Below are 19,085 nucleotides of genomic sequence, written 5' to 3'. Positions count from 1 at the left end.
AGGCTGGAAGACGTGATCAGTGTTGCACTCGCCACCGCCCTGCGCGACGCCGGCCTGCGGTGGCACCCGACGACCGGTGACCGGTTCGTGATCGACAAGCCGGGTGTCGACGACGACGTCTACACGGTGTCCGAGATGACCGTGGAGCGGCACGACTACCCCTCGGGGACGGTGCTCGGGTTCAACGGGACGACCGAGTGGGCGCTCGACTCGGTCGACGCCGCGGAGTCCCTCTGGCTCCCGCGCGAGGACCAGCTGCGTGGGCTGCTCGGGCCGGCGTTCGTGTCCCTGTCAGCGGGGTTCACGGTGGTCGCGACCGTCGACGGCGCTGATCGTTCCTTCACCTCCGACGACGCTGCGGAGGCGTACGGGCTGGCCCTGCAGGCGTACATCACGGCGGCGCTGGCGTAGCGGGGTACGCCGGGCGGCGACGGCTCGCCCGGGCTGAACGTTGCCGGAATGCCTGCTGGGTGGCCTTTGGTTGACTCGGACCATGACCGTTCCGAACATCACCCTGAACGACGGCAAGACCATCCCGCAGCTCGGCTTCGGCGTCTTCCAGATCGACCCCTCCGAGACGAAGGAAGCGACGCTCGCGGCGCTCGAGGTCGGCTACCGCCACATCGACACCGCCGAGATGTACGGCAACGAGAAGGAGGTCGGCGAGGCCATCGCTTCGTCGGGCATCCCGCGCGAGGAGATCTTCGTCACGTCGAAGCTCAACAACGGCTTCCACGACCCCGAGGCAGCGCTGGAGAACGGCAAGAAGTCGGCCGACCTGCTCGGCGGCTACACCGACCTCTTCCTCATCCACTGGCCGCTGCCCACCGTGTCGGACTTCGTGCCGACGTGGAAGGCGATGGAGGAGCTCTACCGCGGCGGCACCGCCCGCTCGATCGGCGTGAGCAACTTCCAGGCCCACCACCTCAACCGCCTCGCCGCCGAGACCACGATCACCCCGGCCGTGAACCAGATCGAGGTGCACCCGTACCTCACGCAGGACGAGCTCCGCGCCTACGACCGCGAGCACGGCATCGCGACCGAGGCCTGGTCGCCCATCGCGCAGGGCCTCGTGCTCGACGACGAGACGATCACCCGCATCGCCGGCAACGTCGGCAAGTCCGCGGCGCAGGTCGTCCTCCGCTGGCACATCCAGCGCGGCGACATCGTCTTCCCGAAGTCGGTCACCCGTGCCCGCGTCGACGAGAACTTCGCGATCTTCGACTTCGAGCTCTCCGACGAGGACATGACGGCGATCTCGTCGCTCGACAAGGGGCACCGGACGGGTCCGGACCCGGACACGTTCGACTACGTCCCGGCCTGATTCGGTCACCGCGTGAGGAAGGCCCCCGTCACCTGTTGGTGGCGGGGGCCTTCCTCGTCTTCAGTTGTGCTTGCTGGTGATCAGCGAAGGGTGAGTCGAACCGTCTCCGACTCGGCCGCGATGGCGCCCTGCTTGTGGTACACGACGAAGTCGTGCGTACCCGCGCCGATCGCAGTGGTCTGCAGCGTCCAGGTGCCGTTCTCGACCGTGGCGGTGCCACGGGACTTCCCGTTCACGAACACGGAAACCGTGGTGCCCTCCTTGCCGACGCCGGTGAACGTCACCGGCCCCGCGGCGACGGTGTCACCGTTCGCCGGGGACTCGATCGCGAAGTCGGCCGCCGGCGCCTGCACGATCAGGTTCAGGCGCACCTGCTGCGCCTGGGACCCACCGACCGGCTTGTGGAACACGGTGACCTCCTGCTCGCCGTAGTTCAGCGTGCCCGTCAGCGACCACTTGCCCTTGCTGTCGACCAGGCCCTCGGCGAGGGTCGCGTTGCCCTTCTTGATGACGACCTTGCCGCCACCGGCACCCTGGCCGGTGAACGTGACCGACTTGTCCGCGGTCTCGACCACCGAGTCGTTCGCCGGCGAGGTCACCTCGAACGGCAGCACGACCGAGCCGTCCGTGACCGTGACGGTCAGCGGGCTCGACACTGCCGACGAACCGGGCATCTTCTTGTAGTACGCGGTCAGGTTGTGCTTGTTGAAGCTCAGCTCACCGGTGAAGGCCCACTTGCCGTCAGCGCCGACCTCGGCCGTCCCGACGGTATTCGTGCCCTTCTTAATCGTCACGACACCGCCCGTAGTGCCCGTGCCCTCGAACGAGACCTGGTTGTCCGGTGCGGTCACGGTCGAGTTGTGCTTCGGGGCAGTGATCTCGAACGGAGCGTTCTGCTCGTTGTTGGTCACCGTGATGTGCAGCGGCACCTTGTTGGTCACCGCACCCGTTGGGATCTTCTTGTAGTAGACCTCGAGGTCGTACTCGGTGTACGCCATGAGCGACGTGAAGGACCACTTGCCGTCCGCGTCCACGATCGCAGAACCGATGGGCTTGTTGCCGTTCAGGACGGACACCTTGCCGCCCGGGTTCCCCAGACCGGTAAAGGTCACCGACTTGTCGGCGGTGCGGATCACGTCGTTGTTCTGCGGGCTCGTCAGCTCGAACCCGGTCGCAACGACGCGGATGTCCTTCGACACCGCGTCCACACGCTCACCGCCCACGTACTGCACGAACTCGACCGTGTTCGCGCCAGCCTTCAGGCCCGACACGCGCCCGCTCCACGAACCATCCGCGGCAGCGGTCGCGACGACCGTGCTCCCGACACGGATCTGCGCACCAGCAGTCGCCGTGCCCGACACCAGCGCCGTCCGCGCATCGTTGTCGACCGAGTCAACGTTCACCGAGAGGGCGTCGTTCGCCGACTCGCCCGGGTTGACCACGACCGTCGAAGTCGTCGTGTTCGCACCCTTCGACTTCTGCGTGGCCCCGATCGTGTTTTCACCCTTGCGGATGTTCACGGCCTTGGTCCACGTGCCGTTGTCCTTCACCGTCACGGGCGCGACGTCCGTACCGTTCACCACGACGGTGACCTCGGAACCAGCCTCACCCTTGCCCTCGACCGTGATCGGCGAGTCTGACACCTCGGACTGGTCCGCGGGCGAAGTGATCGAGACCTGCGAATACTGCAGTGCGGCGGATCCGACAGCTGAAACATTTCCGGCGACGTTCTGCGTAGCGGTGAAAGTCAGTCGCTCGCCGCTGTTGGGTGCCGCGACTTTGTACGTGAAGAGCCCCTTTGTATCGGCGTTACCGGAGGCGACAACTGCACCCTTATGCAAAACTTCGATTTTCGCATTCGCGCGGCCTCGCACCTCAATGCGAGCCAACTCCTCGCGATCGTCCAGAAAGACCCCAGTAACGGTGGGTGCAGACGGCACATCGAGCGCCGAAATGTAGATGCTACTCCCTGCAGTCGCGTGATAACCCGGGCCAGCTGCGCTTCCATTAGGGGCCAACCCGAGCGTACGACCACCCGAAATCAGGTATCCACCCGAAGTGCGCCACTCGTTCTTGACATCACACGTGCCCCAAACCCAGTGTCCGTGAGACCAAGTCGACAGGCACGAGTTGCCTGCTCGAACAGTTCCAACCTCACCTTCCGCAGGTACCGTCGCAAGGACTCCCGCATTCGGCGAGAGAGATGCCGTTGCATTAATCCACTGCGTGTTGTTGGACCACCAGGTGAAGTTTGTGCCGGTGATTGAGCCGTTTGGCCCCTGCAGCCGCACGGTCTTTGTTCGGGGCGTGACCTGACTCGTACCCTCTTGGGAATGTAGCTGGACGCCTTCTCCAGTAGATGCCGACGCCGCCGTTGCACCGAGGGGAGCGAAAGCGAGGCCGGAGGCGAGGGTCGCGACGGCGAGGGCACTGGCACCCAGGCCCTTCGCGATGCGCTTCTTCTTGCTTGACATGGTGTGGTCCCTTTCGAGGGATCGGGCCGCGCGCTCTCGTTCGGGACGATCGGGTCGCCCGCGGCTCGCGGTCATCGTGGTCGCGGGACACCCCGCTGCCGTACCAAAATATCAAACACTGACGTGAAATACAACACTGTGCGATGAGATCACCTTGAGCCATTCGGACGCAACTTTCAGCTCCCAGAGTTGACGCGCCTCCAGTCCTGAGTAGAGTTGAGTCCATCGGACGCAAGTCCAACGACTTCAGCAGTACCCGCACCAACAGAAGGAGCACCCACACATGGGACGTGCAGTAGGCATCGACCTCGGAACCACCAACTCGGTCGTCAGCGTGCTCGAGGGCGGTGAGCCCACGGTCATCGCCAACGCCGAGGGCATGCGCACCACGCCGTCGATTGTCGCCTTCACCAAGGACGGCGAGGTGCTGGTCGGCGAGACCGCCAAGCGCCAGGCCGTCACGAACGTCGACCGCACCATCGCATCGGTCAAGCGCCACATCGGCACCGACTGGACGACGGACATCGACGGCAAGAAGTACACGCCGCAGGAGATCTCGGCCCGCATCCTGGGCAAGCTCAAGCGCGACGCCGAGCAGTACCTCGGTGAAGACGTGACCGACGCGGTCATCACCGTGCCGGCGTACTTCAACGACGCCGAGCGCCAGGCCACCAAGGACGCCGGTGAGATCGCCGGCCTGAACGTCCTCCGCATCATCAACGAGCCGACCGCCGCAGCACTGGCGTACGGCCTCGACAAGGGCAAGGAAGACGAGCTCATCCTGGTCTTCGACCTCGGTGGTGGCACGTTCGACGTCTCGCTGCTCGAGGTGGGCAAGGACGACGACTTCTCCACGATCCAGGTCCGTGCGACCTCCGGTGACAACCGCCTCGGTGGTGACGACTGGGACCAGCGCATCGTCGACTACCTCGTGAAGAAGTTCAAGGACGAGCACGGCGTCGACCTCTCGACGGACAAGATCGCCAAGCAGCGCCTCAAGGAAGCCGCCGAGCAGGCGAAGAAGGAACTGTCGTCGCAGATGTCGGCGAGCATCCAGCTCCCGTACCTGACGCTGACGGCCGACGGTCCGCTCAACCTCGACGAGACCATCTCGCGCGCCCAGTTCGAGCAGATGACCTCCGACCTGCTCGACCGCACGAAGAAGCCGTTCAACGACGTCATCAAGGAAGCCGGTGTCTCCGTCAACGACATCGCGCACGTGGTGCTCGTCGGTGGCTCGACCCGCATGCCCGCCGTGGCCGAGGTCGTCAAGTCGCTGACCGGCGGCAAGTCCCCGAACCAGGGCGTCAACCCGGACGAGGTCGTGGCCGTCGGCGCCGCGCTGCAGGCCGGTGTCCTGAAGGGCGAGCGCAAGGACGTCCTCCTCATCGACGTCACGCCGCTGTCGCTCGGCATCGAGACCAAGGGCGGCCTGATGACGAAGCTCATCGACCGCAACACCGCGATCCCGACCAAGCGCAGCGAGACCTTCACGACCGCTGACGACAACCAGCCGTCGGTCGCGATCCAGGTCTTCCAGGGCGAGCGCGAGTTCACCCGCGACAACAAGCCACTCGGCACCTTCGAGCTCACCGGCATCGCGCCGGCTCCCCGTGGCGTCCCGCAGGTCGAGGTCACCTTCGACATCGACGCCAACGGCATCGTGCACGTGTCCGCGAAGGACAAGGGCACCGGCAAGGAGCAGTCGATGGTCATCTCCGGGGGCTCGTCGCTGCCGAAGGAGGACATCGAGCGCATGGTCCGCGAAGCCGAGGAGCACGCGGCCGAGGACAAGGCCCGCCGCGAGGCCAACGAGCGTCGCAACCAGGCCGAGCAGCTCGTCTACTCGATCGAGAAGCTCATCAAGGAGAACGACGAGAAGCTCCCCGCGGACGTCAAGTCCGAGGTGCAGGCCGACGTCGACGCCCTCAAGTCCGCGCTCGCCGGCGAGGACGACGAGGCCGTGAAGACCGCCTTCGACAAGCTCAACGAGTCGCAGGGCAAGCTCGGCCAGGCCATCTACGCCCAGCAGGACGCAGGCGCCCCGGCCGGTGAGCAGCCCACCGCCGACCAGGCAGCGCAGGACGACGAGGACATCGTCGACGCCGAGGTCGTGGACGACGAGGACGACAAGGACAAGAAGTAACGATGACGGATCCCAAGGACAACGTGCCGAACGAGGACGAGCCCCAAGTCGAGGGCGATGCCACGAACGCGGCCGAGCCCGAGGACCTCATCGAGGCGGAGGGGCCCGACGTCGAAGTACCGACCGACGGCCCCGCCGCCGGGGGCCCGGCGGCGGACGCCGCGAACGACCTCTCCCCGGAGGACGAGGCACTCCTCGCCGACGCCGCCCGTGGCATCGCGGAGGACAAGCTCAGCACGGAGGACCGCGACCTGGTCGCCGAGATGCGTGCGGACATGCTCCGTGCGCAGGCCGAGCTGGTGAACTTCCGGAAGCGCGTCGAGCGCGACCGCGAGGCCAACCGCGAGGTCGCCATCGCCGAGGTCGTCCGGGCACTCCTGCCGGCGCTCGACGACCTCACCCGCGCCGAGGCGCACGGTGACCTCGCCGAGGGCCCCATGCAGGTCATCGGGCAGAAGATCCGCGGCGGCTTCGAGAAGTTCAAGCTCGTGCAGATCGGCGAGAAGGGTGAGTCCTTCGACCCGAACATCCACGAGGCGATCGTGCAGCTGCCGACACCGGGCGCCACCGGCCAGACCGTGGCGGACGTCGTCGAGCCGGGCTACAAGCTCGGTGAGCGCGTCCTCCGTGCGGCCAAGGTCGCGGTGGCGGTCCCGGCCTGAGCGCGGGGAGGAGGTAGGGATTCATGGCCAGTCAGGACTGGTTCGACAAGGACTTCTACAAGGTCCTCGGCGTCGACAAGACGGCGAGTGACGCTGAGCTGAAGAAGACCTACCGGAAGCTCGCGCGGCAGTACCACCCGGACTCCAACCCGGGCGACGCCGCCGCCGAGAACCGCTTCAAGGAGATCAGCGAGGCGTACTCGGTGCTCTCCGACAAGGAGCAGCGCCAGGAGTACGACCAGGTCCGCGCCATGGGCTCCGGCGCCCGCTTCACCGCGGGTGGCCCGGGCCAGGGCGGCGGCTTCGAGGACGTCTTCGGCGGCATGTTCGGCCAGGGCGGGGGCGGACAGCGTGTCCGCTTCGGCCAGGGCGGAGCAGGTGGCGCCGGCGGCTTCGAGGACATCCTCGGCGGGATGTTCGGCGGTGGCGGCGGCTTCGGCCAGACCACCGGCGGCTACCGCGGCTTCGGTGGGCCGACGAAGGGCCGCGACGTCACCGCGACGACGACCCTCGACTTCACCACCGCGATCGCCGGCGACACCGTCAAGCTCTCGCAGGGCAACGGCCGTCCGGTGAACGTCCGCATCCCCGCGGGGGTCGCGGACGGGCAGAAGATCCGGCTGCGTGGGCGCGGCGAACCCTCGCCCGACGGCGGAGAGGCCGGTGACCTCGTGGTCACCGTCACCGTCCGCAAGCACCCGGTGTTCGAGCGCGACGGGCAGAACCTGCGGCTGGACGTCCCCGTGACGTTCGTCGAGGCGGCGCTCGGCGCGACGATCGAGGTCCCGACGCTCGGCGGCTCCACCGTCAAGCTGAAGGTCGCACCCGGCACGCCGTCGGGTCGCGTCCTCCGTGTCAAGGGCCGCGGCGTCGCCACCAAGAACGGGACGGGCGACCTGCTCGCGACCGTCCAGGTCGCGGTGCCGTCGCACCTGACGGACAAGCAGCGGGAAGCGGTCGAGGCCCTCGCCGAGGCCCTGCCCGACGAGGACCCCCGAGCGGACCTCCTCGCCAAGGCGCGCAGCTAGCGCTCCGCGACCACAGCAGTAGACCGGGTCTGGAGGCACGGCGCGGCTCCGTCAGGAATGCGCGCCGTGCCTCCAGTCTGGTTTCCGGACCATGCGAACGACGGAAAGGAACACGCCATGACCGACATGGACGAGAACTCGCCCGTCTTCGCGATCGCGATGGCGGCGGAGCTCGCCGAGATGCACCCACAGACGCTGCGGCAGTACGACCGGCTCGGCCTGGTCGTGCCCGGCCGCACGCGCGGCGGGTCGCGCCGGTACTCGATGCACGACGTCGCGCAGCTGCGCGAGATCGCACGCCTCGGGTCCGAGGGCGTCTCGCTCGAGGGGATCCGCCGCGTCCTCGAACTCGAGAACGAGAACCGCGCGCTCCGTGCGCGCGTCAGCGAGCTGGAGACGGCCCTCGCCGACCAGCTCATCAGCCGGCCGGGCGCCCGCGTGTTCGCGGCGACCACCACCGGCGGAGCAGTGCCGCTCCGTGCCGGCATGCGGCCGCAGCGGAACACGCAGATCGTGCTCTACCGCGGGCCGCGCTGACCCGTCCCCACCGGGACCATCGGTACGCTGGCGCCGTGCCACCGGACTTCGCCGACTTCTTCCGCCGCCGCGACGACGACGCGCCGGACCTCATCGCGATCGACGGCACGGACCGCTTCATCCTCGACGAGGCGCCGCACGTGCACGGCGACGCGCTCCGGCAGCCCGGCGAGGTCGCCGTCGTCGACGACCGGTACGGGGTGCTGACCCTCGGGGCGATCACGGTGCACGGTGCGTCGGACGTCCGGGTCGTGCAGGACTCCCTCGTCGGGGTGCGTGCGCTCGAGGCCAATGCCGGCACCTTCGGACGCCGGGGCTTCCACCACCCCTCATCGCTCGAGCAGGCGTTCCGCGACGTCCGGCTCGTGCTGCTCCGGCTGTCGAAGTCGAACGACCGGCTCGACGAGCTCGCCCGCGCCGTCGCCCGGTTCGCCGCGCCCGACGTCGTGCTGCTGTGCGGCGGGGTGTCGAAGCACATGAACCTCTCGCAGAACGACGTCCTGCGCCGGTACTTCGGCGAGGTGACGGCGTCCCGCGGCCGTGGGAAGTCGCGGCTGCTGATCGCGCAGGACCCGCTCCGCGCCCAGGCGACCCGGGCGGACGCGACGAACCCGTGGCCGCGGTCGGTGCACGTCGACGACCTCGGGATGACGCTCGTCGCGCACGGCGGGGTGTTCGCCGGGACCTCGCTCGACCTGGGCACCCGGGTGCTGCTCGACGCGATGGACGATGCGGTGCCCGGCGCTCGGACCGCCGTCGACCTCGGCTGCGGGAACGGGGTGATCGCCACCGCACTCGCACGGCGTCGACCGGGCATCCGGGTGATCGCCACGGACGTGTCGCAGATCGCCGTGGCGTCGACGATCGCCACGGCCGAGGCCAACGGCGTGGCGGACCGGGTGCTCGTTGTCCGGAGCGACGCCGGCGACGAACTCGACGAGGGCTCCGCGCAGCTCGTGCTCTGCAACCCGCCGTTCCACGCGGACACGACCGTGACCACGGACGCGGCCGAGGCGATGTTCCGGAACGCGGCCACGATCCTCCAGTCCGGCGGGGAACTGTGGTGCGTCTGGAACTCGCACCTGCGGTACCGGCCGGTGCTGGAGCGGTTCGTGGGGGCGACGCGGCAGGTGGTGCGGACGCCGAAGTTCACGGTGACGGCGTCGCGGCGGGCGTGACCGCGAGCAGAATGCAACATGTTTAGCAGGCGGTTCCCGGCGTCCGTAGCGTCTCGACGTCCGCCGGGGTTCCTCCCTCACAGCGACGTCGATCCGCCAGCACTCCACACCTGACCACTGCGACGTAGCCACGACCCCGCGCGGGCTGTACACACAGTCCGAACCGTTGGAGTCGCCCCTTGGCACACCTCGCCAGCCCCACCCGCGCACGCCCCCAGCTCGACTTCCTCGACGGATTCCGCGGAGCCCTCGTCCTGCTCGTCGTCACCGGTCACGCGATCGGCTACAGCGGTCTCCGTGGGGAGATCGCCGGGGCCCATCCGACCCTCGGTCAGTTCCTCGTCGCGGTCGAGCTGCGCGTCCCGATGTTCTTCGTGCTGTCCGGGTACGTCCTGATGATCGCCGTTGCGCGCGATCCCGAACTCAGACTGCGCGGCGGGATGGTCGGGCACGTCCGCCGCCGCGCCCGACGACTCCTCTTGCCCTACTTCGCAGCGCTCGCCCTCTCCCTCGGCCTGATCGCCACCGTTCCACTCCTGCAGATTCCGGCAGGTACCGCCTGGGACCCTCGGATCCCCGTGACGTGGGAGAGCGTCGTCACGCATGCGCTCCTGGTGCACAACTTCCTCCCCGAGGGGTTCTTCCGCATCAACGCACCGCTGTGGACGATGGCCGTGGAGTGGCAGCTCGGCTTGCTCATGCCACTGCTCCTCGTGTTCTGGCGTCGGAGGTCTCCCCTGGTGGTCATCCTGCTCCTGCTCCTGCTCGCGGGCGCCTCCAGCGCCACGGGCGTGATGGACTGGTCCGCGCCGATCCTGCTGCCGCTCTTCGCCCTCGGCATGTACGCGGCGCACGTCACCCACCGCGACGACGTTGCCGATCCGGTGGCCACGGCGATCCTCGGCCGTCGCTGGCTGGGGATGACGTGTTGCACGGTGCTGATCGTCGGCGCCGTGCTGGTCGGGATGCTCGAGGCGTCGATGCTGCGCGGCCTGCCGACGATCGCGTTGCGGTGGGCACTCGCCGGATCGGCCGCCGCGATCTTCCTCGCGCTCGTCACCCACCGGCAGTCGGTCTCGGCGCACTCACCGACCACGGCACTCGCCCACGACGTCCTTGCCTGGGCGCCGCTGCGGCACGTCGGGTTGATCTCCTACAGCGCGTACCTCATCCACAGCCCGATCCTCGCGATCGCGAACCTCGTGATGATCGGGACCGGTCTCCCGACTGCGTTGATCGTGGTGCTGCAGCTCCTCGTCACGACGCCCGTCGTGTTCGTCGTCGGCCTGCTGTTCGCCGTGTGCTTCGAACGGCCCGTGATGAGCGCACGGCAACGGGCAGCGCTCGACCGACTCCTGCCAGGTCGTCCCTACCGATCTGTCGACAGTATTTGATATACTGAAGGTGATGTCATGATCAACCCGAAGGGAACCACCATGAAGCGCCTCCTCCTCACCACGATGATCGCCGCCGCAGCGGTTTCGCTCGCAGGATGCACCTCCGGCGCGCCGGAGCCCCACGAGAAGGTCGCCGAGTCGACGCCGAAGGCAACGATCACATCGACCCCAGTCCCTGGGTACACACCGCCCACCGGAACCTGCGACGACGGCACCGCGACCATCATCGCCGACGTCGAGGAGATCGCACTGCCGGACGGCTGCGCGAACGTACGGATCGTCAGCAGCGCGTCGACGATCACGCTCGGACCGGTCGAGCACCTGCAGATCGAGGGCAACGACAACAGCGTCACCGTGGCGTCTGTGGACGAGATCGCAGTGTTCGGCGATCGGAACGACATCGGACACGGCGGCGAACCGACGGTGGACGACGAGGGCGCCGAGAACACGATTGCTGCGAAGTAGTCCCCAGTGACGACGAAGGGCCCCGCTCGACGAGCGAGGCCCTTCGCGTCTGCGCGCTACCCGACGGTCGTGCGGAGTGCTTCGAGGTACCCGAAGCCGTCCTGGGCGTTCGGGATCAGCCCCGGCCCGCCCTCTGCCCACTCGGAGACGTTGTACACGGTGATCATGCGTGGCAGCCCCTGCTGGTCGATCGCGCTGACTGTCTTCCGGAGGAGTCGGCGGAACGACTCCGGCGAAGCACCGGCGACGGCGTACGACGACGGATGGGGCTTGACGGTCTCGAGGGACGTGAAGACACCGGGGACGGTGTTCTGCCGGCCGAACGCAGTCGTCGTGTCCAACGAGTCGACGTAGGCGTCGTACCCGTCGTTCGTCGTCGCGCCGGCGTACTTGCCGTCGTACGACGAGAAGTACACGTTGACGTGGTCGTCTCGGAGCGAGTCGGCGTTCGCGGCGATCACACCGCCGTTGCGGGCGAGCACGGTCACACCGTCGTACCCGATCGATCGAAAACGATCGGCGAGATCTCGGAGGAACGCCGTCGACTTCGCACTTCCCTGGTAGTTGTCGAAGTTGCCGCGGAGCGCCTCGAGGTCCCAGACGTTGACCACGGCGTAGCGTCCGCCGTCCACTGCTTCGGTGTGAGCCCACGGATGGGCTGCCACGAACGCGACGAGCTCCTGCGCCCGCCGGCTGATCTCGGCGGCACCACCCTTGTTCGCGAGCGGGAGGACGTAGCCGAGAGCCTTCGCGTTCGGGGTCTCCTCGAAGTAGGCGTGCGACCAGGTGCCGTCCTTCGACCAGGACGAGGAGAAGCCGGCGGCGTTCGGGAAGCTGACCGCGTCGACGCCGCCCGATGCCAACCAGTAGGCGATCCAGCCCAGGACATCGGGGTCGTCACCACGGTAGTTGCCGATCAGCGGAGCCCGCGACGGGTCCCAGCCCGGCGCGGCCACGCCGTCGCCGGTGTTGTCGGGCTTGTTCCACCGCCAGTCGTACCAGCCGTTCCAGTCCGACGACGCCAACGAGGTCTCGTTGCCGAACCCCTGGTACCAGTGCGCGACGACGTCGATGCCGGAGTCGATCGTGGCTGCGGGCGGACTGTCGAGTCGCCCGAAGTCGAACGGCACGTCGCTGACCGCGCAGGCGGCGTTCTGGGGCGTCCCGAAGTCTGTGCGGTAGGGAACATCCGCCGCCGGAGTCGTCGGCCACGAACACCCCGGATGCTCGCTCGCCTGGGTGGGGCCGCCCGCGACGATGCGGTGGAGCACGAGAATCGAGGCGAGGACGACAGGGAGGGAACGAAGGGCGAGCCGGACCGGCTTGGTGAATCGCATGGCGAGAGGGTAGCTCCGGCCGGTATGTCGTCACGAGGAATATGTATGCATGCGATATCAGGCTCGCCGACGCGCCGCCCCCTGGACACTGACGGGCCCCGTGGCGACAGCCGGCGCGTCGCCGTAGTAGCCGCCGTAGACACCGTAGGAGAAGTCGCCACCACGGCGGGCCGGCAGCATGGTCAGGACCACGCCGAGGATGCGCGCCTCGATCTTCTCGAGACGGTCGAGGGCTGCGCGGAGATGCGCCTTGCGCCCTGACCGGGCGGACGCCGCGACGATGACACCGCTGCAGACCTTCGACAGGACCGCGGCATCGGTGACCGGCAGCAGTGGGGGCGCGTCGACGACGATGAGGTCGTACGTGCGGCCGAACTCCTCCATGAGGACTTGCATGCTCTGGGATCCGAGGAGCTCGCTCGGGTTCGGCGGGATCCGCCCCGCGGGCAGGATGTGCAGGCCACCGTCGCCCCATTGCTGGACGACGTCACTCGGCTCAGCACGCCCGACCAGGACATCGGAGAGACCGGCGGCGCCCTCGAGGTCGAACACCTGGGCGACCCGCGGCCGGCGGAGGTCCGCGTCGATGAGCAGCACGCGGGCATCCGAGTCGGCCATCGCGATCGCGAGGTTGGTCGACGTGGTGGTCTTGCCCTCCGACTGCATGGCGGACGTCACCATGACCGTCTGCATCTCTGCGTGACCGGCGAGGTAGGCGATGTTGGTGCGCAGGTCGCGGATCGCCTCACCCAGCGCGCCGCGGGGTGCGTGCCGCATGAACAACGACTGGGTCTCGTGGTCGGGGTTGAAGCCGATCGCGCCGAGGACGGGCAGGTCGGCCACCGCCGCCACGTCCGAAGCGGTCCGGATCCTCGTGTCGAGCATCGAGCGGATGAAGAGCGCGGCGATGGCGAGTGCGAGGCCGAGGAGCGTCCCGAGCGCGAGGTTGAAGGACGGCCGCGGATCGATCGGGCCGGTCGGCTGCGTCGCCGGCTGGAGGGTGGTCACCTTGACCGGGCTGCTGCCGTCGGCGAGCGGCTGCTCGAGATCCTCGACGACGGCGCCGATGCTCGTACCGATCGTGTTCGCGATCCGGGTCACCTGCGCCGCATCGTGCCCCTGCACGGACACGTCGAGCAGCTGCGAACCCTTCGGCGTCGAGACCGACACGTCGGACGCCAGCGCCTTCGGCGTCCGATCGAGACCGAGTTCGCGCACGACCGGCTCGAGGACCGGAGCGCTCGTGACGACCGGGACGTAGCCGAGCACCTTCGCCTGGGCGGCACTCGAGCCCTGGTTGAGCTCGGACGCGCTCTGCGACTGGCCGGTCTGCACTGCGACGTAGAGGCGCGTGGTCGCCTGGTACGACGGCGTGCTTACAACAGTGAGGGCGACCCCACCCGCGGCACCGAGCAGGGCACCGAGGAGCAGGAGCCACCAGCCGGAGCGGAGCAGACGCATCGCGTTCGAGAAGTCCATGGGTACTCGTCTCGTTGAAGGAGGTGGTTGGCTCAATGATATATCACATGTTATTGTCATTCAAGGGTGCGACGCTTCGCGGTGCCGAGGATCAGTCCGAGCGCCACGAAGTACGGCGCGGCCGAGTTCGGACTGAGGGCGACCTCGTTGAAGGTCGCGTTGGCGAGGAACCCGAGGATGAGCGCGAGCGCGCCGAGTCGCAGGCGCGCATCGGCGAGGTGGCGGGCATGCGCGATCACCGACCAGAAGAACACGGCGTAGAGGAGGATCCCGGGGATGCCGAGCTGTGCGATGATCACGCCGACGCCGGACTCCTGGACCTCGGATTCACTCCCGCCGTCGAAGAGCCCGGCGAGCACACCGACGTTCCCGACGCCGCGTCCGAGCGGATGCCCGGGCAGCTCGACGAAGGCCGCGGTGAACCCACCGACGTGTGCCGCCGTCGAGCCACTCGAGTTGTCCAGGGTGAAGAGGTAGAACCCGGCGCCGGCCCCCACGACGACGATGATCGACAGCACGCGCACGACCGGGTGCGCGTAGACCTGCGCCCAGAGCGCGACGAGGATCAACACCGACAGGAAGAAGCCCTTGCTCACCGTCATCACGGCACCGACGGCGGTCAACAGCATGACGAGCCGGCTCCGGACGAGCATGGCGGCGGTGAACGCGGCGAAGAGGAAGGTCCCGAAGTTCACGGGGTCGGCGAACGACGACACCATCCGACGGACGATCTCGCCGTCGAACTCCTCGGACGAGTAGAAGTTGGCGGGGAGCGGACGGACGTCGGCGATGCCGAGACCCTTCGCTTCCCACAGGTGGCGCAGACCTGCTCGCTCCCAGAACTGCGGGGCACTCAGCTCGAAGAAGCCGAACAGTACGGTGCACGCCCCCAGCACCGCCAGTGCCCCGAGGTAGCGGTTCACCCGCGTCTGGGTCGACGCCAGCAATCCGATGAGCAGGAAGAGCATCGGCGTCACCAGGTTGCGGAACGAGGCGACGGCAGCGACGGGTTCCGCGCGGAAGAGCACGAGCCCGAGCGCGGTGAAGACGAGGAGCCCGGCGATCACCAGGACAGATCGGCGGACGAGCACCGTCCGGCTGTCGGCGACCGGGTCGGGGACCGCGGCCGTGGACGCGCGAGGGCGGCACACGGCGAGGATCGCCACGAGCAGCACGGCATCGACGAAGTTGAGGATGATGATGACCTGGAGGGCGCTCGGCGCCACGTCGTCGGCGACGAGCAGGAGGTACAGGTTCTGGGTGGCAGAGATGACGGTGGGCACGAGCACGAAGCCCGACATGTCCGCTCCGCTCCGCACAGCCTGGATCGCCGGGACCACGAGCAGCGCGAGGAGGAAGGTGCCCACTGCTGCGAGCTGGAGCGCACCGTCGAGTGCGCTCGACGCGAGCACCCCGGCGACGAAGACCGCGAGCAACAGGATCGGGAAGAGCAGGCCGGGACGCGGGGCTCCGACCGACGACGCGATGCGCGCAGGCGACGACACGAGGGCACTCACGCGGCGCCTCCGGGGAGACGTCGCACCACTGCGGCCCTGACGACGACGAGATCCGAGCGTCGCAGGCCGACGAGGCGCCGCGGGTCGTAGCCGAGTACGCGGTGCAGTGCGATCGCGTTCACGAGTGCGATCGCGACGCCGCCGCAGAGCGTCGAGACCGCCGCGGCCATGACCCCGATCGCCGGGGTCAGCACGAGCAGGACGGCGACGTTCACGAGGCAGCCGAGCACGAATGCCAGACTGCGCACACCGGGCCGTCCGCGCGCGATGAGCGCCGCACCTCCGATCGTGGATGCGCTTCCGATGCACGTCGCGACCAGCAGGACGAGCACGAGCGGGACGGCACCGACGAAGTCGTCGCCGAACGCGACGGGGACGAGCAGCGGTGCGGCGAACGCGAGGACGACGGACACGACGAGCACCGCGCTCGAGGCGATGCGCGCAGTCCGTGCCAGGCGCTCGTCGGACCGATCAGCGGCGTCGGCACTGAACGAGACGTCGCGCGCCGCGTCGCTGATCACTCGTGGGAGTTCGGCGACGGTGACCGCGACGACGTAGAGCCCGAGCGCCTCGACGCCGACCAACGGTGTCAGGAGGGCCTGGTCGAGCCGGAGCAGGAGCGCACCCGAGACGGTCCCGATCCACACCCGCGCGCCGTACCCGAGCATCGATCCCATCGTCGGGCCGGTGCCCGGAGCAGCGGCTGCGCTCGGACGAATGGCCGTGCGCCGGAGGAGACCGAGGTAGGCGAAGCCGCCCAGGACGGGCGACAGCGCGAGCACCGCCACCGCCAGCTCGATCGAGAGCGAGCCCGCCATGGCCGCCCCGCCGATGCCGCAGAGCCGGACGGCGGCCGTGAGGAACCGCTCCACGGCGACGAGTCGCCAGCGACCGGAGCCACCTGCGGCCGCCTGCAGGACCAGGACGACGAGACTCGGCAGGACGGCGCACGCGGCGATCGAGACCAGACGTGCGAGCGGCGCGTCGCCGCCGGCGAACCAGTCGCTCAGCATGACGAGGGCGACCGTCACCAGCACGGCGACGACCGCGACGAGCAGCGCCCCCCGGAGGACCAGCCGCCCGAGTGGACCAGTCCGTCGGGCCGCGTGGAAGGTGACGGACGCCGGGACACCGATCGTCCCGATCGTCGTGGCCAGCAGCAGCGGCGCCGTGACGGATGCGACAGCCCCCCGACCGTCGAGTGACAGCCCGTGCGCGAGGATCGGTGCCGTCGCGAGCGCCGCGAGCGGAGCGAAGGCGCTCCCCGCGATCGTGATGAGCGTGTCCGAGCCGTGGCGGCGGGACGGTGTCGGGTCAGTGGTCACGTAACTAATATAACAAATGCTAGGTATTGAGCGCCAGACTTTCCCCGCACCCGCTAAGGTCGTCATCGTGCGATGGAGTCGAGTGGGCTGGCCCGCCGTCGGGTACGTCTCCCTCGAGGACGTCGACGGCTACCCCGAGCACCTCGCACGCCTGGTGACCGACGCCCCGCCGTCCGTGGCCGCCCTCGCGTCCGTCACGTGGAGCGAGTCCCGCATCCAGAGCTGGCGCATCGAGGAGGCCGGCCGCCACGGTGACGCCGGCGTCGACGCCACACCGACCCACACCGTCCACGCCGTGTTCGTCGTCCGCAACGACGAGGTGCTCGACACCCCGGACGGCCTCTGGCGCCGGTGGAACCACGCGCGGGTGTCCCTCCGCTTCGACCGTGCCGTCCTCGATCCGTCCGACACGGAGGCGCTCGACCTGCTCGCCGGTGACGTCCACGTCTCCCGCGGTGAGATCGCGCACGTGGACGCCGACGTCTGGGAACTGCGCCTGCTCGTCTCCCCCACCGGCGAACTCGCGATCCACTTCCGCGACGTCGTGATCGAGGTGCGGCCGGTCGACGAAGAGGACTGGGCAGCGCTCGAGGCACGCCCTGCCCACGGCTGGCACGGCCCGGTCCCGGACGGCTGGGTCGAGTGGGCGACCCCGGCGGTGCGGGCTGCGGCGCACGGAGACGTCGGCGGCCTCTCGCTGGCGCTCGACGGCATCGGTCAGGACCCCGCTGGCATCGACGAGGTCGACCCGCGGTGGGGCTTCGCGCCGCTGCACGCGGCCGTCTGGTTCGACAACCGCGGCACGACCGAGGCACTGCTCGAACGCGGTGCGGACGTCCGGGTCGAGGACGCGGAGGGGCGGACCGCGATGGACATCGCCCAGGAGCGCGGCTCACGCCGGGCGGAGGAGATCCTCCTGGCCTGGTTCGACCGGCCGCCTCACGAGCCGCCCCGAGGCGACTGACGACGGACGGGAGGCGCGGTGCCAGCTGGCACCGCGCCTCCCGTCCGCCCTCCGGCTGCCTCTCAGACCGTGAGCGCGTTGGCGGCGGCGACCCGCCCGTACCACCGCGCCGAGTCCTTCGGCGTCCGGGCGAACGTCACCGGGTCCCACGACACGAGCCCGAACGTCGGGCGGAAGCCCGACGCCCACTCGTAGTTGTCGAGCAGCGACCAGTGCTGGTAGCCGAGGACCTCGATGCCGTCCTCGATGCAGGCGTGGATGCCCTCGAGGGCGCCCTGCGTGTAGGCCACCCGGCGGGAGTCGTCGGCGGTGGCGATCCCGTTCTCGGTGATCATGAGCGGCACGTGCCCGGAGAGCTCCCACGCGCTGCGGAGCCCGTCGGCCGAGGCCTCGGGGTAGAACTCCCACCCGGTCAGGGTCGTCTCGACGTCGTCGGCCACCGGGAGCGGGCCCGACGGTCCGATGAAGGTGCGGGTGTAGGCCTGCACGCCCAGGAAGTCGTCGCCGGCGGCGTTCTCGAGGTACCAGTCGTCGCGCGGGTACCCGTACTCGCGGAGCATCTCGTCGGCACCGGGTTCGCCGTTGGACTTGAAGGCCTGCGTCGCGATGGTCCAGCCGGACTGCAGGCCGGACACCTGCGACAGGACCTCCCGCGAGCGCTTGTGCGAGGCGAGCAGGGCATCGGCGACCCCGAGGTCCGGGTTCGGCAGGCCGTAGGCGACCAGGTTCGCCGCGTCCTCACCGCCGGCGAGCATCGCCGCGATGTTCGGCTCGTTGATCGTGCAGACGTAGCGGACGCCGTCCTGCACGACGGGGAGCGCAGCCTCGGTGTAGCGGGCGAACAGGTCGGCGGCGTCGGGGGCGCGCCAGAAGCCGTCGCGTTCGAACCAGCGCGGCACGGTGAAGTGCATGAGCGTGACGATCGGTTCGATGCCGAACTCGTGGCAGGTCTCGACCACGCGGCGGTAGTGGTCGATCTCGGCGCGGCTGACGAACCCGCGCTCGGGTTCGATCCGTGCCCACTCGATGCTGAACCGGTAGGAGTTCAGGCCGAGGTCGGCCGCGATGCGGATGTCCTCGCGGTACCGGTGGTAGCTGTCGGCGGCGTCACCCGAGGGCTCGACGATGGTGGTGTCGGGCTCGTGCTCGTGCACCCACCAGTTGCTGTTGACGTTGTTGCCCTCGATCTGGTGCGCGGCGGTGGCGGCGCCCCAGAGGAAGCCCTTCGGGAACTGCAGCGTGGTGATGATCG

General features: G+C 68.8%; 16 protein-coding genes. 10 read left to right on the top strand and 6 right to left on the bottom strand.

The window, feature by feature from the left end; genetic code table 11:
- Positions 1-12 precede the first annotated feature (12 nt).
- Both BIV01_RS15690 and BIV01_RS15685 read left to right on the top strand, forming a co-directional pair.
- On the top strand, positions 13-411 hold the full coding sequence (locus BIV01_RS15690) for a pilus assembly protein CpaE (protein WP_070417075.1): 399 nt from the start codon (positions 13-15) through the stop codon (positions 409-411).
- 82 nt (positions 412-493) lie between these two features.
- Positions 494-1,324 carry an aldo/keto reductase gene (locus BIV01_RS15685; protein WP_071294412.1) on the top strand — a complete coding sequence of 277 codons (831 nt, stop codon included), beginning with the start codon at positions 494-496 and terminating at the stop codon, positions 1,322-1,324.
- Between the two features lie 80 nt (positions 1,325-1,404).
- On the opposite strand, the gene BIV01_RS15680 is transcribed toward BIV01_RS15685, so the two are convergent.
- Positions 1,405-3,798 (bottom strand): hypothetical protein, encoded by a 2,394-nt coding sequence (locus BIV01_RS15680; protein WP_139199456.1) that lies wholly within the window; start codon positions 3,796-3,798, stop codon positions 1,405-1,407.
- A gap of 283 nt (positions 3,799-4,081) precedes the next feature.
- Here BIV01_RS15680 and dnaK point away from each other — a divergent pair, with 283 nt between their 5' ends.
- The 7 genes from dnaK (at position 4,082) to BIV01_RS15645 (ending at position 11,211) form a co-directional block, all read left to right on the top strand.
- A complete protein-coding gene (gene dnaK, locus BIV01_RS15675) occupies positions 4,082-5,944 on the top strand; it encodes a molecular chaperone DnaK (RefSeq protein WP_070417079.1) in 1,863 nt (620 codons plus the stop codon).
- Between the two features lie 2 nt (positions 5,945-5,946).
- The gene (locus tag BIV01_RS15670; protein WP_083295090.1) at positions 5,947-6,606 is read left to right on the top strand and encodes a nucleotide exchange factor GrpE; all 660 of its coding nucleotides are present in this window, start codon (positions 5,947-5,949) and stop codon (positions 6,604-6,606) included.
- Between the two features lie 23 nt (positions 6,607-6,629).
- A complete protein-coding gene (locus tag BIV01_RS15665; RefSeq protein WP_071294410.1) occupies positions 6,630-7,634 on the top strand; it encodes a DnaJ C-terminal domain-containing protein in 1,005 nt (334 codons plus the stop codon).
- A gap of 126 nt (positions 7,635-7,760) precedes the next feature.
- Positions 7,761-8,171, top strand: coding sequence for a heat shock protein transcriptional repressor HspR (locus BIV01_RS15660; protein ID WP_070419260.1), 411 nt, complete (start codon positions 7,761-7,763; stop codon positions 8,169-8,171).
- 35 nt (positions 8,172-8,206) lie between these two features.
- On the top strand, positions 8,207-9,349 hold the full coding sequence (locus BIV01_RS15655; protein WP_071303445.1) for a class I SAM-dependent methyltransferase: 1,143 nt from the start codon (positions 8,207-8,209) through the stop codon (positions 9,347-9,349).
- Positions 9,350-9,528: 179 nt separating this feature from the next.
- Positions 9,529-10,743: an acyltransferase family protein gene (locus BIV01_RS15650; protein ID WP_071303444.1), complete on the top strand. Its 1,215-nt coding sequence runs from the start codon at positions 9,529-9,531 to the stop codon at positions 10,741-10,743.
- A 66-nt stretch (positions 10,744-10,809) separates the two neighbouring features.
- Positions 10,810-11,211, top strand: coding sequence for a DUF3060 domain-containing protein (locus tag BIV01_RS15645; protein WP_175473753.1), 402 nt, complete (start codon positions 10,810-10,812; stop codon positions 11,209-11,211).
- A gap of 56 nt (positions 11,212-11,267) precedes the next feature.
- Here the strand turns inward: BIV01_RS15645 and BIV01_RS15640 are convergent, their stop codons facing one another.
- From BIV01_RS15640 to BIV01_RS15625, 4 genes are read right to left on the bottom strand one after another with little or no spacing between them, the layout of a single operon-like run.
- Entirely contained in the window at positions 11,268-12,548 is a 1,281-nt protein-coding gene (locus BIV01_RS15640) for a hypothetical protein (protein ID WP_139199454.1), read from the bottom strand.
- 57 nt (positions 12,549-12,605) lie between these two features.
- Positions 12,606-14,027, bottom strand: coding sequence for a polysaccharide biosynthesis tyrosine autokinase (locus BIV01_RS15635; RefSeq protein WP_071294405.1), 1,422 nt, complete (start codon positions 14,025-14,027; stop codon positions 12,606-12,608).
- Positions 14,028-14,083: 56 nt separating this feature from the next.
- Positions 14,084-15,544, bottom strand: coding sequence for a hypothetical protein (locus tag BIV01_RS15630; RefSeq protein ID WP_071303441.1), 1,461 nt, complete (start codon positions 15,542-15,544; stop codon positions 14,084-14,086).
- Complete coding sequence (locus BIV01_RS15625; protein ID WP_071303440.1) at positions 15,541-16,869, bottom strand: lipopolysaccharide biosynthesis protein; 1,329 nt, start codon at positions 16,867-16,869, stop codon at positions 15,541-15,543. Before BIV01_RS15625 ends, BIV01_RS15630 begins: the two co-directional genes overlap by 4 nt.
- Before the next feature lie 67 nt (positions 16,870-16,936).
- Between BIV01_RS15625 and BIV01_RS15620 the strand changes: the two genes are divergently transcribed.
- The gene (locus BIV01_RS15620; protein WP_139199452.1) at positions 16,937-17,833 is read left to right on the top strand and encodes an ankyrin repeat domain-containing protein; all 897 of its coding nucleotides are present in this window, start codon (positions 16,937-16,939) and stop codon (positions 17,831-17,833) included.
- 62 nt (positions 17,834-17,895) lie between these two features.
- On the opposite strand, the gene BIV01_RS15615 is transcribed toward BIV01_RS15620, so the two are convergent.
- Positions 17,896-19,083: a family 1 glycosylhydrolase gene (locus BIV01_RS15615; RefSeq protein ID WP_139199484.1), complete on the bottom strand. Its 1,188-nt coding sequence runs from the start codon at positions 19,081-19,083 to the stop codon at positions 17,896-17,898.
- Positions 19,084-19,085: the final 2 nt, after the last annotated feature.

This window comes from Curtobacterium sp. MCBA15_013 (assembly GCF_001865095.1).
Taxonomy (GTDB): Bacteria; Actinomycetota; Actinomycetes; order Actinomycetales; family Microbacteriaceae; genus Curtobacterium.
This window is presented reverse-complemented; position numbering and strand designations above follow the sequence as displayed.

What these genes read in the sequence shown, in the direction of transcription:
- BIV01_RS15685 (WP_071294412.1), top strand. Translation starts at nt 494, where the DNA reads ATGACCGTTCCGAACATCACCCTGAACGACGGCAAGACCATCCCGCAG.
- BIV01_RS15680 (WP_139199456.1), bottom strand. Translation starts at nt 3,798, where the DNA reads ATGTCAAGCAAGAAGAAGCGCATCGCGAAGGGCCTGGGTGCCAGTGCC.
- dnaK (WP_070417079.1), top strand. Translation starts at nt 4,082, where the DNA reads ATGGGACGTGCAGTAGGCATCGACCTCGGAACCACCAACTCGGTCGTC.
- BIV01_RS15670 (WP_083295090.1), top strand. Translation starts at nt 5,947, where the DNA reads ATGACGGATCCCAAGGACAACGTGCCGAACGAGGACGAGCCCCAAGTC.
- BIV01_RS15665 (WP_071294410.1), top strand. Translation starts at nt 6,630, where the DNA reads ATGGCCAGTCAGGACTGGTTCGACAAGGACTTCTACAAGGTCCTCGGC.
- BIV01_RS15660 (WP_070419260.1), top strand. Translation starts at nt 7,761, where the DNA reads ATGGACGAGAACTCGCCCGTCTTCGCGATCGCGATGGCGGCGGAGCTC.
- BIV01_RS15645 (WP_175473753.1), top strand. Translation starts at nt 10,810, where the DNA reads ATGATCGCCGCCGCAGCGGTTTCGCTCGCAGGATGCACCTCCGGCGCG.
- BIV01_RS15640 (WP_139199454.1), bottom strand. Translation starts at nt 12,548, where the DNA reads ATGCGATTCACCAAGCCGGTCCGGCTCGCCCTTCGTTCCCTCCCTGTC.
- BIV01_RS15635 (WP_071294405.1), bottom strand. Translation starts at nt 14,027, where the DNA reads ATGGACTTCTCGAACGCGATGCGTCTGCTCCGCTCCGGCTGGTGGCTC.